This is a genomic window from Mesoplasma florum L1 (assembly GCF_000008305.1).
In the GTDB taxonomy this organism is placed as follows: domain Bacteria; phylum Bacillota_I; class Bacilli_A; order Mycoplasmatales; family Mycoplasmataceae; genus Mesoplasma; species Mesoplasma florum.
Map to the genome: position 1 here is coordinate 81,165 of NC_006055.1, position 18,528 is coordinate 99,692.

The window sequence follows — 18,528 nt, forward strand, 5'->3', positions numbered from 1 at the left end:
ATGTGACAACAATACCAAGATTTTTATAGATGAATAAATATATCTAATAAAACACCTGAAGACATGCGTCTTCTTTTTGGTCTTGTCCCAGCATATCCGGTATTCATGTTTTTAGGAATTTGTTTAGTCATATTAGTAACTGTAATACAAATGAATAAAAGAAAAATACCCTTAAGAGAATTAGAAATTGGTATCGTCATAGTTGTACCAATCGGTATAATTGGTGGAACTTTTTTCGGGAAAATATTTTTAAATAATTATCAGAGTTGATCAAATTTTTATAAGGTATTTTTCTTTTGACAACCAGGTATGTCATTTTTTGGCGCATTAGCGCTTGGATCTGCAGCAGGTTTTGGTTGATTTTATAAAAGAAGTAAAACAACTCAAATTTCAATGTGAGTTTATTTGGATTTGATATTAGTAAATATTCTTTTAGGTCACGCATTGGGTAGATGAGGAAACTTATATAACCAAGAAATCTTAGGTAATCCAGTAAGTTATGAAAGTATTTCTTGGATGCCTAGTTTTATTAAAAATAGATTATTTTATTTTCCGCCATTAATAAACTTTACAAATGTTGCTGATGGAAGAAGCTTATACTCAGACCCAACTTGATGAGTTAGAATATTCGATTCTACAGGACAACTAAACACAGCATATACTGATAACTTTACATACAATGGTCAGACATTAACTCAAGTTATGCTTGGTGAAATACAATATAGATCTCCATTATTTTTAATTGAAGGTTTAGGTAATATAGTTTTATGAATGTTAATAACATTTGGTGTTAGAAACATCAATAGATTCTCAAACAAAGGAAATAATCCATGAAAACTTTGTCCTGAAGCTTATCCATGCTTATGAAATCCAAAATTTAAAACGATATCAGAAGAAAAGTTAAAGGACTGATATACTTTAGCTCCAGTTAAATATAGAAAAGTTAAAGTAAAAACTGAGAATGGTGAAACATTAGAATTAACAATGAGTTTAAGAAGTGTTTGGAATAAAGCATATTATTGAGTTGAACCAGATTATGATGCTAACAAGAAATTGTATGCTGAAATTGAAGAATGAAAAAATGATTTATATAAAACTACTCTTAAATATCAAAATGATAAAAAACAATTAAAAGTTAAATTAGAAAAAATGAAATTAGAGTTTAATAAAAAGTATAAATTTACAAAACAAAGTTTACAAAATCAGTTAAAAGAAGACTATAAAAAGAACATAATTATAGAAAAAGAAAAACTAGCAGAAAAAAAAGCAGAGATAACTAAAAATTTTACATTTGGTGAAAGATATTTAGGATTTAATCCATATGGAAAAGAATTAGAAAAAGCCAATAACCCTAATAATTTTATTGTTGCAAGAAGTGGAATAGCTTCTGGTAGTTACATATTGGGTTATGGTATACTAAGAACAATATTAGAAACTCAAAGACAAGCTACAGAATATATGATTCCAAATCATGTGGTTGCCAATTTTTTAGTCTTAAGTTTAATAATATTAACAGGAATATTTATTATTTTTATGGCGCAATTTGTAATTCCATATAAATGAAGAGAAATAGGGTGATTATATGAAAAAACATATTAATGAAAATTTAAAAGATATTTTAATCATTGGTGGTGGACCTGCAGGTTTGACTGCTGGGGTTTACGCAGCAAGAGCTGGAATGAAAACAATCATTTTAGAAAAAGAAGCACCAGGTGGGAAAATGGTTAAAACTGACACAATTGAAAACTACCCAGGCTTTGATAGTATAAAAGGACCAGACCTTGCATTAAAAATGTACATGCAAGTAATGAATCTTGGAGCTGAATTTGTATATGATGAAGTTATTAAAATTGAAAAAATGGACAATTATTTTATTGTAACTACTTTAAACGGGCAAATAATTGAAGCTTTAAGTGTTATTGTTGCAACAGGTACGTTAGAAAATAAATTAGGTATACCAGGTGAAGATAATCTTTATGGAAAAGGTGTTAGTTATTGTGCTGTTTGTGATGGAGCATTCCATAAAGGAAATCCCGTTGCCATAGTTGGTGGAGGATACTCAGCTGTAGAAGAGGGCATATACTTAAGTAAATTTGTAAGTAAGTTATATGTTGTTGTAAGAAAAGATCATTTTAGAGTAGACCCTGTAACTTTATCTAAATTAGAACAACTTGAAAATGTTGAATTTCTAATGAATTCTGTTGTTAAAAAAGTTAATGGTATTGATAAAGTAGAATCTGTTGAAATTGAAAATGTTATTACAAAAGAAATTAAAACTGTACCTGTTACTGGTTTATTTCCATATATAGGAGCAACTCCGGTAACTGAATTTTTAGAAAATCTTAATTTAGATAAAAATGAAGGTTACTTAACCGGAGACGCTAAATTAAAATCTAATATTAAAGGTTTATTCATAGCAGGAGATGTTAGGGATGTTCCTTTAAGACAAATAGCTATTGCTGCAGGAGATGGAGCATTAGCAGGCCAAATGGCAGTTAATTACGTACAAGAACTATAAAGATATTTAAATGTAGAAAGGTGATCATATGAATATAAAAGATTTTAAGATAAATAAAATTTCGTTTGATTTTAAACGTGACAAATTAAAGTGAATTTCAATAGGATTATGAGCATCACTTTTTATTGTTGTAATAGTTCTTTTTTCAGTTTTTTGAGCAACAAAAAACGTTAATTGAACGCAAGGTGACAGTTTTTCTGAACCTGTGCATTGAGGAGGAGTAGAAGCAACATATGGTGGTATAGGAATATACCCAATGGCTATGACTCTTGGTATGATTGTTGCTATATTATTCACATTGTATAAATTTTGAAAAAAAGGTTTAAATGTGACTGAGCTTTCAATTGGTATTGCAATTTGTATACCCATTTCACTTATGGGTGCTAGTTTTTTTGGTAAATTAAATGCTGATTCACCCGGAGTTAATGCTAATGGAGTTGGCTTTTGAGGTTTATTTGCTTTCTGAAATGCTGGTATGGCAATTCATGGTGGAGTTTATGGAGGATTACTTGCAGGATTAATACTTTTCTATTTTGTTGGAAGAAAATCAAAAACTTCTATGTTAGTTTATGCAGATGCAATAGTACCAAATATTCTTTTAGGTCAAGCAATTGGAAGATGAGGTAACTTTTTTAACCATGAAGTTATGGGCGCTCCTGTAGGAGTTGTAGCTAAATCAGGAACATGGGGAACTTTGTCTAATGTTAAGTGGGAAGAAGTCGGAAGTCATTATAAATTTTTACCAGATTGAATATCAAGAAATTTAATGGTTCAAGCTAAAACCGATGGAACCCTTTCAAATGGAGTTTCATTTAATCAAGGTGATTTAGTTCAATTATCTCCAATATTCCTTTATGAATCTTTAAGTTTATTAGCAGCTTGAGTAATAATTACTTTTATTATTCCTAATATAACTAAATGAATAAGTAAAAAACCTTGAAAAGTTGAAACAGGTAAATATAATTACAGCTTGTCATTTTCAATTAAACAATGATTTATGCCTTGACAAAAATCAAGTGATCAAATTCAATCAGCTAGAGATATTTGAAACTTAGCTTATTTTAGAAATATTGATGAAGAAGCTAAACAAGAATATTTAAAAAGTTTAGAGTTGAATAGAACTAAATATTTAAAGCCTAAAGAAATAAATAAGGCAAATAAATTGAATGAATATGTTTCAACAAAAGCCGGAGTAGAATGTTTTGCATATTTCTTTGCATGAAATTTTGTAAGATTTTTCCTAGAATTAAGTAGACCCGATGATCATTTATTTGTGATGTATGACAAACCATTATCATTATCACTGATATTAATATCTGCAATGATAGGTTTAATCGGAATGATTGCATCTCAATATTGAATACCAATATTATTCAGAAAAAATGGATACTTATACGAAAAAGAATATTTTTCAATAAATTAAAATTAAGAGGGGAGTGAAATTATGTCTTTTGCATTAACAGTTAAAGAAGAAGTTATTTCACACACCTTTGATGATAATTTAGGACAGGCTTTTTTAGCAGGCTTTATTAAATATAATGGAGACTTCATTTGGGGGTCAGGAACTGAAAAATTAAAACTAACATCAATTAGCAATAAAATAGCAAGAAGTATTTTTGGTCTTTGCAAAAAAATGTTTGATGGTCATATTGAAATTTCTGTTTCTCAAACTCAAACACTTAAACAAAATAAAACTTATCAAATAACTTTGATAGGTAAGATATCAGAGTTTTTAAGAGAATTAAATATTTGAAATGAAAATAATACTAAGATAGTTGAATTTAAACCATTAAAGCAAGAAAAAAATAAAGATGAATTAATTAAATTAAAACGTGCTTATATGGCAGGAGTCTTTGTTTCTGTTGGTTCAGTTAATTCTCCAGAAACTACTAATTATCATCTTGAACTACAATTTAAAGATGAAGAATCAGCTTTATATATAATAAAATTAATGAATAAGTATGGTTTTGATTTTAAAATTCTAAAAAGAAATGACAAGTTATTTATTTGTTATATCAAAAAAGCTATTATGGTTTCAGATTTTTTGAAGTTTATTGATGCATATCAAGCAGTAATGAATTTTGAAAATGAAAGAATTATGCGTGATGTTTCAAATAACGTAAATAGAGTTAATAATATTGATATATCAAATGAAAAGAAAACATTATCTGCTGGTCTAAAACAAATAGATCAAATAAGTAAAATTCAAGCCAATTTAGCAACAAAAAGGCTTTCTGAAAAAGCTGCTTATCTTTGTGATTTGAGAATTCAAAATCCAAATGCGTCTTATGCTGATCTAACAGAACTAATGAATGAATTTGGCTATGAAATAACTAAATCAGGTGTAAGCAATTTGTTTAAAATAATCGAAAAACTTAGCTTAGAATTTAATAACTAACATTGGACAAACGGACTTTTTTAATGTTTAATTAAAATAGGAAAAAAGGCGGAAGGAAAATGAAAAAATATGAAAATGAAAATGAGTTGCTTTTATTAGTAGCTTCAAATTTAAAAAGAATTAGACAAAATAAAAAATTAAGCCAAGAAGAACTTGGTTTCAGATGTGGTATTTCAAAAAATTATGTTTCAGACTTTGAAAGAGGAAAAAGGAATATAACAATAAAAGTCTTTCAAAAAATTGTTGAAGGTCTTGGAGTACAACCAGAAGAACTGTTAAAAACCCACTCTAAATAGTGGGTTTTATAGTATTCAAATTTAAAATATAGTATTATTAAATATAATAAAACTGAAATGGAGATAAATTTATGAGTTCAGCAACAGCACAAATTGTAATTTTAGTTATTGAAATAATTGCAATGATAGCGTCTATTATTATGATTTTAATTGGTATATTTCAAAACAAAAACTCACAAAGTGGTTTAAGTGCATTAAATGGTGGGAATGATGAATTATTTTCAAATTCAAAAGAACGTGGTTTAGATAAAACATTATCTACATGAATGATGTCATTAGGTATTATATTCTTTATAGTTGCATTAGCAGCTTGCATATTAACAAATATTTATCTTTAATATTTTTTCTTAGAAGGAGTCAAAATGAAGCTTCGATTAATTCTTAAACAATCATGAAAAGATTATAAGAACAAAAGTATTCTTTACTTTGTTTTCATAATCTTTTTAACAATTATTTTAGGAGTTATAATTGGTATCTTGTCATTTACAACTTTTGCTGAATTGAATATGAAAGAAGCCCACCTATCTAGATATGGTGGTCAAATATATGTAAAAAATAATCTTATTAGCAAAAACTATCTTGAAAATAATAATCATTTAACAAATAGAAGTATAGTTGACGCAGAAGGAAAACTGAATGAGTATATTTATAAAAATCTTGAAGTAACCACTAAAAAAACTCTTGGAGAAGAATATGAAGAAATCATAAACAGTTATATTGATATTCTTGGACAATATTTTCAAGGTAATATTAAAACTTTCAAATATTCAGCATCGGGTGCTAAAGAAGATGGTTTAAAAAAACTTGGTATATCTAAATACGACTTAAATATAATTGATCAAATAAATGAAGATTTGTATAAAAACTTGCCTTTAATTTCAGGTGAGTTATTTATGCTTTATATTTATGACAATTTAAAAGATAAATATTCTTTTTGATCTCATCCTATTGAATGACATCTTAAAGATCAATTAAATAATGATTTGACATTATCACTTAATCCAAATTACAGAGACAATTTTGTAAATGAAGAAGAATTTAATAAGTATTCTGATTTTACTGAGAATGAAGCTAGTAATTTTAAAATTTATAATGAAAAACCTACATCAGAATTTTCGTTAGAAGATAGAGAAAAAATTTATAATGGTCAATTTGTTTATGTAACGCCAAGATATCTTGAATTAAATAATTTTAAAATAGGGGACACAATAAGTATTTTCTATGAAGAAAAAATGTATCCTTTTTTAATAAAAGGTACAATAATTACACCTTATTTAACAGCAATGAATTATGACCAAGGTAAAATGACAACAGGTGTTCAAGGTTATTACTACTTGAAAGGCAAAAATAAAAAATTAAGTAACGGTGAAAAAGATCTTAGGCTTGATAGCCAAAGACTTAGTTATTCAATTTTAAACAAAGATATTTATGATGTAAATGCATACATAAACAATTTCATGAATGATGGTTTTAATTATTCAGATGAGCTTGATCAAAATGGAAATCTAAAAGCAAACTATTTAAGTACTCTTTGAGATGAACCATATAAGACAGATATTTACAGTGTTACTTACAAAGTTCTTTCTATGATATTATTAGTTGTTATAATAGGCCTACTTTCAGTTGTTTTTATTGTTTTCTATTTTATGTGTGAAAATTTTTCAAAATTAAATAAAGAAACTTTTTACAATTTAAAGGCTTCTGGTTGTGGAAATTTAACGTTAACATTGATTTCTACAATATCTGCGGTTATACCAATTCTCTTGTCTTTTGTGCTTTCACTATTTATAGCTGTTCCGATTAGTCAAATGTTTTCTTTCTCTGTAGCAACATCGTATTCTTTTGTCTGACCTAGGATAATGATTACATGAAACCTTATTATTTATACTCTGTTAGTTGTTGTTGGTATATTTGGTATATTCTTGATAAATAATTATATTGTTATAAGCGGGAAAAAATCTAAGATAAATAGATTTAAAGAAACAAAGAAACCTTCAAAATTTATTATAAGCGTAAAAAAACTGATAGCACCCTTACCAAGCAAAACAAGAATAGGGTTAACATTTGCGCTTTCTAATATAGCAAAAAATATTTATTGTTTCATAATATTATCATTGGTCTTTTCAGTAATTTTATTTACATTCCAGTTTAATACTTCTGTCAATAACTCTGCCAATTCAATGGTTAGTTTTGCTTATCCTGATGTATCCATTAAATATCAAAGTAATTCTTGAGATTTTAAAACTAATTATAGTAAAGAAAATGGTGAAATAAAAGTAACTTATGATTTTTCAACAGGGCAAATAACAGACTATAAAGATTTAGATAAACTAATTAAAGTATTTGATTATGACAGCTTAGTTGGTATGATAATAAATACATCTTTTTACCCTGAATTAGGATTGACACAAAATGATGTATCAAATTATATGATAACTGGTGATTTTATTTGAAACTTTGCTTCATCAATTCATTCACAAAATGAACTTCAAGAAAATATACTTAATCCTTTAAAATTGGCTATATATTGAAACCCTTCAATAGATGCATCAATAAAAGATAAATCAATTGAATGATTATCAGACTCAAATAATGAAAATATTATTTGAGAGTATTATAAAATTTTTCAAGATAGAGTTATTAGTTTAAAAACTGATCTTGATAGTCTTAATATTGAAGAAGAAGATACATTTCCAATTAATTTACTTTTTGGAAAAACAGTGATAATACCAGGAACAAAAAACTATTGAAGCTCAGGTGTTAAATTTTCAAATATATCAGATGGAAACACTTGAGGTTATGCAACATCTGTTGCAGCAAGTAAAAAACAAATTCAAAATAATATACAAATAGGTATGTATGATTCTACAAACTCATTAGGTGATACTATAACAACTGTAACAATGGCAAATGGTACACAGGCTGCTGCTTTAAAAGTTGATGTAGCAAAACCCTTGGCAGATAAATATGGTATGAAACCAGGTCACACTATGTTGATGAGTGTTGAATCATTAAAGACTGACGAAATATCTGAAGTTAGAATACCAATATATATATCAGGAATAAGAAAAGATGATCTTATAACAAACAATGTTTATTTTGAAAAAACAGATTACTTTAAAGTATTAAATGAAACAATTAAAAATAGAGCTGAAGTTTTTGATAATCCTACAAACTTTCAAACTAAAAATTCTGAATGAGAAAGCTATGAAAACTTAATAGAAGAAATTATAGAAAAATCAGAATCAAATAATCCTATTGAAAATCAAATTTTGAATAATTCACAATTTTCAAAAGAAGACATACCAGTAAATTTAAGATACTTAACTTTACCAAAAATTTCAAATAAAGTATTAGTAAAATCAAATTCTGAGTCAAGTAGAACTGATTTACTAAGTTATTGAGATGACATAGATTCATCAAGTCAATTTTGAAATTCTAAAAATGGTAAATATCTAAATTCATTATCACAAGATGTTTGAAATTATAGATTAATAAAAGAAGCTATATTAGCAAAAGCTGCACCATTCCAAAACATTATGAGAACACTCGATCAAGCATTAGTTGGGATGGTATTATCAATATCATTAGTTTTAATATCATTAATACTTTTTGAAAATAAAAATACTATTATTTTATTTAAGTCATTGGGATATAAAACAAGAGAAATAAATAAATATTTAGTTACAGGTTATTTAATTGCAGCTATTGGTGCGCTTATAGTCGCATTAGTAATAAATAACTTTACAATTGGATATTTATCACCAATTATATATGAAACGGCTGGTATCTCACTAATATATGTTCTAAGTTTTTCATATGTACTATATGGTATTATTTTGTCATCAACGTTCATATTATTAATACTAACCTCTATCAAAATATATACAAAACGACAAAATCCAAAAGAAATAATTAAATAAAAAAGGAGATTGAATATGATTCAAATAAATGAAACTAAAAATACAATTAAAATAGTTGGAGTTAAAGATAACTCAAAAAATACTTTTATAAAAAATAAAGTTGGAGTACCAACTTTAATATCTGAAGATAAAACAATTTATATTGTTTTCAAAAAAGACGAAGAAACTTTTACAGAACAAATTAAAAAAGGAATAGAAGCAACAATATCAAATTTTGATTTTGATGTAGATATTGACATTGATTCTTTTGAAAATGTTTGTGATGGAATTAGTAAAGAAGAAATTATTAAAACAGTTTATGAAACAATATCTTTTTCAACACATAAAGGTTTATCAATTGAAAAAGTAGAAAAAGAAACAAAATATAATTTAATTTTTACTGGTAAACATCAGGAATTAATAAATCAATTAACTATTGTTTGTGAATATATCAATTATGCTAGAGATTTACAAGACACACCTCCAAATATTGGAACAAGTGAATACTATGCTGACAAACTTGTAAGTGATGCAAAAGATATAAAAGGTTTAAAGGTTACTATTTTGGGTAGAAAAGAAGCAACTAAATTAAACATGGGCTTATTTTTAGGAGTTAATGCTGGATCAGCTCATGAACCAAGAATTGTTGTGATGGAATATTGTGGAGATTCTTCAAAACCAAAAACAGGTTTAGTTGGAAAAGGAATTTGTTTTGACTCTGGGGGATATAATTTAAAACCATCAAATTATATGGAAGGTATGAAATTTGATATGTCTGGAGCAGCGGTTGTATTATCTGCAACTATGGCTTTAGCCAAAGCAAAAGCAAAAGCAAATATTGTTGCAGTAGGTATGTTCACTGATAATAAAATTGGACAGAATGCTACATTACCTGATTCTGTAATTGAATCAATGAGTGGTAAAAAAGTATTGATATTTGATACTGATGCAGAAGGTCGACTTGTTTTAGCCGATGGAATTAGTTATGTTGTTAAAGAAAAGCAAGTAGATCAAATAATTGATGCTTCAACTTTAACAGGAACAGTTTTATTTGCTTTAGGTCATAATGCAACTGGAGCATTTTCTCATTCTGATAAAATGATAAATGAATTGAATGAAGCTTCACAAAAATCTGGTGAAAGATTTTGAAGATTACCAATTTTCAAAGAACATTTAAAACAAGTAAAAAAAGATGCTGCACCTTTAGCAGATTTAACTAATGCATGTAGAGTTAGATATGAAGATTGTTCATATGCAGCAGCCTTCTTGAATGAGTTTGCAGAAAATAAACCTTTCTTGCACTTAGATATAGCTGGTACAGCTGATAAAGAAAATAAAGGTCAAGGTGTTTTGGTTAAAACGTTATTTGAAATGTTGAAATAAAGTGGAATTCCACTTTTTTCTTTTATTAAGTACTTATTGTTTTAGGTATTAAGTGCTATAATTTTTTTAAATAGAAAGATGGTATATATTTATGATTACATTAAACAAAAAAAATCATGATATTAAATTAGTTGCTGTTGCTGACAACAAAGCTAATGAATTTATCAAAGACAGTGCGGGAGCAGTTACATTTATTTCAGAAGATAAAACAATTTATTTAGTTATTAAACAAAAAGGATGTAGAGTTAAACAAATTAAAGCGGGATTAAAATCAGCTTTATCAACTTACACAAAAAATTTAAATATTGACTTAGACTCAATTATTAATCAATTAGGAGAAGAAAATAAAGATTTAGTTTTTAACACAGTTTATGAAACAATTTCATTCTTATCACATGATGTAGTTTCATTCAAAAAAGAATCAAAACCAAGCAAAATTGAATTCAATATTGAAACTAAAAATGACTTTTCTGAATTAGAAGCTGCTGCAGCTATTAAAACAGAATTTATTAATTATGCTAGAGATTTACAAGATACACCTCCAAATATTGGAACAAGTGAATACTATGCTGAAAAAGTATCAAAAGATGCAGCAAACATTGAAGGATTAAAAGTTACTGTTCTTGGAAGAAAAGAAGCAGAAAAATTCGGAATGGGATTATTCTTAGGAGTTAATGCTGGATCAGCTCATGAACCAAGAATTGTTGTTATGGAATACTGTGGAGATTCTTCAAAACCAAAAACAGGTTTAGTTGGAAAAGGAATTTGTTTTGATTCTGGAGGGTACAACTTAAAACCTTCAGCTTCAATGTTAGGTATGAAATTTGATATGTCTGGAGCAGCTATTATGTTATCTGCTACTATGGCATTAGCTAAAGCAAAAGCAAAAGCAAATGTAGTCGCTGTAGCAATGTTCACTGATAATAAAATTGGACAAAATGCAACTTTACCTGAATCAGTTTTAACATCAATGAATGGTTTAACTGTAGAAATCAATAATACTGATGCTGAAGGAAGATTAGTTTTAGCGGATGGTATGACATATGCTATTAGAGAAAAAGGCGTAGAACAAATTATTGAGGCTTCAACTTTAACTGGAGCATTAGTAGTTGCTTTAGGAAGTTCAGCTATTGGTGTATTTACTCATCAAGACGAATTATGAAATACTTTTGAAAAAGCTTCATTAAAAACTAGAGAAAGAATGTGAAGATTACCAATCTTTGAAGAGCATTTAGAAAGAGTTAAATCTGGAGCAGTTTTAGGTGACTTATCAAATGCTGTTAAAGGATATGAAGGAAGTTCAACTGCAGCAGCATTCTTAAATGAATTTGCTGAAGAAAAACCATTTATTCACTTTGATATTGCTGGAACAGCAGATATTGATGGACGTGGACAAGGTGTTTTAGTTAAAACATTATTTGAAGTTCTAAAATAATAAAATTAATCATAAGTATTCACTTATGATTTTTTTAAATAGAAAAGAGATTATATGATAACAATAAATACAAATAAATTAGAATATAAATTAATTGCTGTGCCCAACAATGAAACAAATATTAATATTCTTGATAAACCAAGTTGTGTAACCTTTATTAGTGAAAGTAAAACCTTCTATCTTGTTATTAAAAAAGATTCAATGTCATATTTAAGACAATTAAAATTAGGTTTAGCAAGTTTTATTCAAATGTGTAAAGGTGATACTAATATTGATTTTAATAGTTTTGTTAAAGTTATACCAAACGTAAATAAAGAAATAATATTTAATGTAATTTGTGATGTTATTTTGTTTGAAACACACAAATTTATAACATATAAAAAAGATGTAAAGACAAATGACTATTTGTTTAATATAGATCAGTCTGAAGATTTTTCTGACCTATTAGATGAGAATATTTTAAAAAATAAATATGTTAATTATGCTAGAGATTTACAAGATTTTCCACCAAATATTGGAACTAGTGATTTCTATGGTGAAAAGCTTCTAAAAGATTCTTCAAAAATTGAGGGTTTAAAAGTTAGTGTATTAAAAAATAAAGAGTTAAAAGAATTAGATATGAATTTAGTCTTAGCAGTAAACCAAGGTTCAAATCATGATGCAAATGTTGTAGTTATGGAATTTAACAATAATCCTGGTGGCAAAAAAATAGCCCTTGTAGGTAAAGGGATTTGCTTTGATACTGGAGGTTATGATTTGAAACCATCAGCTTTTATTGAAGGAATGAAATTTGATATGACTGGTGCGGCAATAGTTATGTCAATTGCAATGGCATTGGCAGAGGCAAAAGCTAAAATTAATTTGGTTGCTGTAGGATTATTTACAGATAATAAAATTGGACAAAAAGCAGTACTACCAGAATCAATAATAAAATCTAAAAATGGTTTAACTGTTGAAATTAGCAATACTGATGCTGAAGGAAGATTGGTTCTAGCAGATGGTATAACATATGCTATTAGAGAAAAAAATGCAGATGTTATTTATGACATTGCAACTTTAACTGGTGCTACTGCAATGGCACTTGGAGAATCTGCTTCAGGAGTTTTTACAGAATTTGATGAAATGTGAAAAAAATTAAATGAAGCATCAAACTATACAACAGAAAGATTTTGAAGATTACCAATTTTTGCTGAACATAAAGAACAAGTTAAGAATGATTCAGTTTTAGCCGATCTAACTAATTCATGCAAAAAAGGGCCAGGAGGTTCAACTGCAGCAGCATTTTTAACTTTCTTTGCAGAAGATAAAGAGTTTCTTCACATTGATTGTTCAAGAGTTGTAAGAGTAGGATTAAAGGGACAAGGTTATATTGTTAAAACAATGTTTGAATTACTTAAAAAATAATTAATGCATTTTTAATATATAATATGAATTAAGAAAATAGAGGAACAAATATGAAAATTAATACATGAACATTTTATGACGCTAAAGATTTAGTTGATGTACAAATGAATCCATTACTAAGTGGAGATATCGTATTCTTAGTTTTAAGACCTGATATTAATCAACCTAATAGATTACTAGGTTTTGGTTTACCAAAAGATAAATCTGGAACTGTTATTGTTGATCTACAAAATAAAGAGTTATCGCATGATGATATTTATGCAATTTTTAAGGGAAACTTAGGAATTACTCAATCTACAAATTTGAAAGAAATCGAAATAAGTGGAACTAACCTATCATCTGCAATCAGATTAGAAAATATTCAAAAAATTATAGAAGTTTACAATGTTTTCTTTAAAACAGAATCTGTTCAATTTGACACAAATGATTATTCAACTGAAGAAGATTTGGGAAGACCTGATATTTTTACAGAATTAGATTTTAATAAAATTGCTCTTCCAAACATTTTACAAAGTCTACAAGCTGGAATGACTGAATATAATAAACAAATGGAATTTTTACAATCAACTGAAATGCCAGATGATGAAAGAAAAGATAGAATTGTATCTTTATCAATTCTTCAATCTAATTTAATTTTATTTTTTGACAATGCATTAAGAAAATTAAACAATGTAGTTGTTGAACAACAAGAAGAAATAAATAAATTAAAGAATAACAAAAACTAATCTGATTTAAGATAACTATTTTAATTAACAATATTTTTATATATAATAAAAAAGTAATTTAAAGATAAAGGAGTTATCATGAAGGTTTTAATTCATTTAAATAAACTAAATAAAACTTTGTCAAAAATAACTCAAGTAATACAAAAATAACCTCAAAATGCCTAAAAAGCATCGAGGTTATTTTTTATTTAGAAAAGGATTTTTATGAGAGAGATAAATTCATTAGTAGTAGTTGGTAGTCAATGAGGAGATGAAGGTAAAGGTAAAATGACAGATTACTTTGCTCAAAAAGCAGACGTAGTTGTTAGATTTGCTGGTGGTGATAATGCTGGTCATGTTATAAACTTTAATGGCCAAAAACATAAAGTAACGATTATTCCTTCAGGTATTTTTAATAGCGAAGTAACAAGTGTAATTGGTAATGGTTGTGCTGTAAACTTAATAAACTTAGTAAAAGAACTTGAAACAATTAAAAACAGTGGAGTTAAGTTAGGTAAACTTTTAATTTCTGATAGAGCTCAATTAATATTGCCATATCACATATTAATAGATGGTGCTCAAGAAGAATCAAGAGGAGCAAGAAAAATTGGTACAACAAAAAGAGGTATTGGACCAACTTATCAAGATAAAGCTGCAAGATTAGGAATTAGAGTTGCTGATATTGAAGAAGAAGATTTTAAAGAAACATTTAAAGAAATTTTTGAATATCAAATGATGTTCTTGGACAGAATGTTTAATGTTGAAAGCATTGACTTTGAAGAAACTTATGCTAATTTAATAAATGCATATAACGTAATTAAAGATTGTGTTACAGATACAGGTATTTTTGTTGAGCAAGCTATTAAAAATGGTAAAAAAGTTTTATTTGAAGGAGCACAAGGAGCTTTATTAGATATTGATCATGGAACTTATCCATACGTAACTAGCTCAAATACTTCAGCAAACAATGCATCAACAGGTACAGGTATTTCTCATAAATTAATTAATAATACTTTAGGTGTTGTAAAAGCTTATTCAACAAGAGTTGGAGCAGGAGCTTTTCCTACTGAATTACTAAATGAAGTTGGTGATGGTATAAGAGAGCGTGGACATGAGTATGGATCAAATACTAAAAGACCAAGACGTGTTGGATGATTAGATTTAGTTGCATTAAAACATGCAATTAGAACTTCAGGAATTGATTACTTATTTATAACTCTCTTAGATGTATTATCAGGAGTTGAAGAATTACTTATTTGTGATAAATATATTTTAAATGGAGAAGAAATAAATTATATTCCAGCAACAAGTTCTAAACATGAAAAGTGTAAAGCAAATTATATTTCAATGCCAGGTTGAAAAGAAGATATAACAAAAGTTAAGCATTTCGAAGAATTACCATTAAATGCAAAAAACTATTTAAATAAAATTGCCGAAATTTGTGAAGTTGAAATATCTGGATTTTCAGTAGGTCCTGATAGATTACAAACTGTTATAACTAAAGAAATAATGTAGAAAATTTAAGGTAAAATATGATAAAAAGATATTCTGTAAATAAGATAGAAAAGATTTGAGACGAAAACAATAAATTAAATGTTTGACTTGATGTAGAGAAAAAAGTAACTTTTGCATGAATGAAATTAAATGTTATTTCAAAAGAAGAATATTTGCTAATTGATAAAAATGCAAAAATAAACATTGGTAGAATGCTAGAAATAGAAAATGAAACACGTCATGATGTTGTTGCGTTTACTAGAGCTATTTCTGAAACACTAGGTAATGAAAAAAAATGAATTCATCTTGGTCTGACTTCAACTGATGTTGTTGATACAGCACAAAACAAATTAATACAAGAATCTAATGAAGTTGTTTTAGAGTCATTAATAAACTTAAAAAATACATTAAAAGAGAAAGCATTAATCTATAAAAAAACTTTAACAATGGGAAGATCTCATGGTATTTATGGTGAACCAACTTCTTTAGGACTTAAATTTTTATTATGATTTGATGAAATAGACAGACAAATTGAAAGATTTTCATTAGCCAGAAAACAAATTGAAGTAGCGAAAATATCTGGCTCAATGGGAAACTACGCTAATTTAGAATTTGAAATAGAAGAAATTGTTGCAGAACAAATGGGTTTAGGGATTGATAATATATCAACTCAAGTAACTCAACGTGATAGACATGCATTTTTGATAAGTGTATTTGCCAACATTGCATCTACTCTTGAAAAAATTGCTACTGAAATAAGATTATTTCAAAGAAGTGAAGTTAAAGAATGGCATGAAGGTTTTAAAGCAAATCAAAAAGGATCAAGCTCAATGCCTCATAAAAAAAATCCAATAAGTTCTGAAAATATAACTGGTCTTTCAAGATACTTAAGATCATTTACTAATACAGCTTTTGAAAATAATGTGTTATGACATGAAAGAGATATTTCACATAGTTCTAATGAAAGAATTATTTTTAGTGATGTATTCAATGTTTTAGTTTACACATTAGATAGATTAAAAAATACATTAGACGATTTAGTAATAGATGAAAATAAAATGTTAGAACACATTAATTCTCAGTTTAATGTTTTTTACAGTCAACCAATATTAAATTACCTTCTTATTAATTGCGATAAATCAAGAGAAGAAATATATGATTTTATTCAGAAATGTACTTTTGAAACAATGAATAATAAAGTAGACTTTAAACAATCTTTAATTAATAACGGTATAGAAAAATATATTGATAATATAGAAGTATTAAATAAACTTTTTAATATTGATTACTTCATAAGAAATGTTGAGAAGATATATAACAGAACATTAAATAAATAATTTGATATTATAAAAAAAAGGGGAAAAATTAAAAATGCTTTCAAAAAAAGAAAATGTACATATATTTGGTTTAACTCAAGGGGTTGAACTAGCACAAGAAATTTGTGATATTTTAGGGGTAAAAAGAAAAGAAGTTAAAACTTTAAAATTTGCTGATGGTGAAATATTAATAGAATCTTTAGACTCAGTTAGAGGTAAAGAAATCTTTGTAATACAATCAACATCAACACCAGTAAATGAAAGTATAATGGAATTATTAATTGCTATTGATGCTTTCAAAAGAGGAAGCGCTGAAAAAATTAATGTAGTTATTCCTTACTATGGTTATGCAAGACAAGATAGAAAAGCCAAAGGAAGACAACCAATTACATCAAAATTAGTTGCTGACTTATTAACTAAAGCAGGTGCTGACAGAGTTATGTCAATTGATATTCACTCTCCACAATCAATGGGATTCTTTGATGTTCCAATGGATAATTTCTATACAGCTCAAACATTAGCAACTGAAATTATAGATACAATTGAATTAAATAATTGAGACCCTTCTAATTGTATTTTAGTTTCTCCAGATTATGGTGGAATGACAAGGGTTCATAAAGTTGAATCTTACACAGGTGGTGTAACTAATGGAATTGCAGTTATTGGTAAAAGAAGGCCAGAACCTAATAAAGCTGAAGTTGAATTTGTTCTAGGTGATATAAAAGACAAACATTGTTTCATCATTGATGACATGATAGACACAGGCGGGACAATAATTAACGCAGCAAAAGCATTAAAAGAACAAGGCGCTAAAGATGTACATATTTTTGCTTGTCATGGTTTATTTAATGGGCCTGCAAAAGAAAGAATGGAAGCAGCAATTAAAGAAAAAATAGTTGAAGAAGTTGTAGTTACTAATACAATTCAAATAGCTGATGAAAAAAAATTCAATGGATTAAAAATTATTTCAGTGGCTCCTCTATTAGCAGAAATGATTGATTCATCAATCAGCCATGAATCTTTAACTGAAGTTTATAATAATAAAAAACAAATAATTTGAGATAGAGCTCAATGTATTGTTAATAAATTTAAAAAATAATTAAGAGGAATATAAAATGAAATTAATAGTAGGATTAGGAAATTATGGTTCTCAATATGAAGCTACAAGACATAATGCTGGTTGAATAGCATTAGATCAGCTTATTGAAAAATATGGTTTTACGCAACAAAAAAATGAGCATAACTCAATAATTTTCTTTTCAACTGTTAATAATGAAAAAGTATTATTCGTAAAACCCCAAACTTATATGAACAATTCAGGAATTGCAATTCAAGCAATCATGCATTACTATAAAATTGAAATTAAAGATTTAGTTATTTTGCATGATGAAAAAGATTTTCCTGTTGGGAAAAATCAATTTAAAATGAATGGTTCTGCAGCAGGCCATAATGGAATAAAATCAGTAATTCAATATTTGGGAACTCAAAATTTTAATAGATACAGAATTGGAATTGGTCAACCTGAACAGGGCTGAAAAATAATAGACTGAGTTTTATCAAAATTCAAACCTGAGGAATTGGAAAACATTATTTTAGCCTCAAAAAGTATTTCAAACTTTGTCAATGATTGAACAAAAGGTACAACTTTTCAAAACATAATGAATTTATACAACTAAAA

At 27.3% G+C, this 18,528-nt stretch carries 15 protein-coding genes; all 15 read left to right on the plus strand.

The window, feature by feature from the left end:
- The 15 genes from MFL_RS00315 to pth all read left to right on the plus strand — a co-directional run bounded on the left by MFL_RS00315 (window position 1) and on the right by pth (window position 18,526).
- A complete protein-coding gene (locus MFL_RS00315) occupies window positions 1-1,599 on the plus strand; it encodes a prolipoprotein diacylglyceryl transferase family protein (RefSeq protein ID WP_011182960.1) in 1,599 nt (532 codons plus the stop codon).
- Window positions 1,583-2,518 (plus strand): thioredoxin-disulfide reductase, encoded by a 936-nt coding sequence (gene trxB / locus MFL_RS00320; RefSeq protein WP_011182961.1) that lies wholly within the window; start codon window positions 1,583-1,585, stop codon window positions 2,516-2,518. Before MFL_RS00315 ends, trxB begins: the two co-directional genes overlap by 17 nt.
- 28 nt (window positions 2,519-2,546) lie before the next feature.
- Window positions 2,547-3,941, plus strand: coding sequence for a prolipoprotein diacylglyceryl transferase family protein (locus MFL_RS00325; protein ID WP_011182962.1), 1,395 nt, complete (start codon window positions 2,547-2,549; stop codon window positions 3,939-3,941).
- Between the two features lie 21 nt (window positions 3,942-3,962).
- Complete coding sequence (gene whiA / locus MFL_RS00330; protein ID WP_011182963.1) at window positions 3,963-4,916, plus strand: DNA-binding protein WhiA; 954 nt, start codon at window positions 3,963-3,965, stop codon at window positions 4,914-4,916.
- Between the two features lie 59 nt (window positions 4,917-4,975).
- Window positions 4,976-5,212 (plus strand): helix-turn-helix domain-containing protein, encoded by a 237-nt coding sequence (locus MFL_RS00335; RefSeq protein ID WP_011182964.1) that lies wholly within the window; start codon window positions 4,976-4,978, stop codon window positions 5,210-5,212.
- A gap of 71 nt (window positions 5,213-5,283) precedes the next feature.
- On the plus strand, window positions 5,284-5,550 hold the full coding sequence (gene secG / locus MFL_RS00340; protein WP_011182965.1) for a preprotein translocase subunit SecG: 267 nt from the start codon (window positions 5,284-5,286) through the stop codon (window positions 5,548-5,550).
- 24 nt (window positions 5,551-5,574) lie between these two features.
- Window positions 5,575-9,135 (plus strand): ABC transporter permease, encoded by a 3,561-nt coding sequence (locus tag MFL_RS00345; protein ID WP_011182966.1) that lies wholly within the window; start codon window positions 5,575-5,577, stop codon window positions 9,133-9,135.
- Window positions 9,136-9,150: 15 nt separating this feature from the next.
- Entirely contained in the window at window positions 9,151-10,497 is a 1,347-nt protein-coding gene (locus MFL_RS00350; protein ID WP_011182967.1) for a M17 family metallopeptidase, read from the plus strand.
- 91 nt (window positions 10,498-10,588) lie between these two features.
- Entirely contained in the window at window positions 10,589-11,932 is a 1,344-nt protein-coding gene (locus MFL_RS00355; RefSeq protein ID WP_011182968.1) for a M17 family metallopeptidase, read from the plus strand.
- Window positions 11,933-11,986: 54 nt separating this feature from the next.
- Window positions 11,987-13,336: a M17 family metallopeptidase gene (locus tag MFL_RS00360; protein WP_011182969.1), complete on the plus strand. Its 1,350-nt coding sequence runs from the start codon at window positions 11,987-11,989 to the stop codon at window positions 13,334-13,336.
- A 50-nt stretch (window positions 13,337-13,386) separates the two neighbouring features.
- Complete coding sequence (locus MFL_RS00365; protein WP_011182970.1) at window positions 13,387-14,061, plus strand: hypothetical protein; 675 nt, start codon at window positions 13,387-13,389, stop codon at window positions 14,059-14,061.
- A gap of 204 nt (window positions 14,062-14,265) precedes the next feature.
- On the plus strand, window positions 14,266-15,555 hold the full coding sequence (locus MFL_RS00370) for an adenylosuccinate synthase (protein ID WP_011182971.1): 1,290 nt from the start codon (window positions 14,266-14,268) through the stop codon (window positions 15,553-15,555).
- A 17-nt stretch (window positions 15,556-15,572) separates the two neighbouring features.
- Window positions 15,573-16,871 (plus strand): adenylosuccinate lyase, encoded by a 1,299-nt coding sequence (gene purB / locus MFL_RS00375; RefSeq protein ID WP_011182972.1) that lies wholly within the window; start codon window positions 15,573-15,575, stop codon window positions 16,869-16,871.
- A gap of 34 nt (window positions 16,872-16,905) precedes the next feature.
- Window positions 16,906-17,949, plus strand: coding sequence for a ribose-phosphate diphosphokinase (locus tag MFL_RS00380; RefSeq protein WP_011182973.1), 1,044 nt, complete (start codon window positions 16,906-16,908; stop codon window positions 17,947-17,949).
- A gap of 16 nt (window positions 17,950-17,965) precedes the next feature.
- Complete coding sequence (gene pth, locus MFL_RS00385; protein WP_011182974.1) at window positions 17,966-18,526, plus strand: aminoacyl-tRNA hydrolase; 561 nt, start codon at window positions 17,966-17,968, stop codon at window positions 18,524-18,526.
- Window positions 18,527-18,528: the final 2 nt, after the last annotated feature.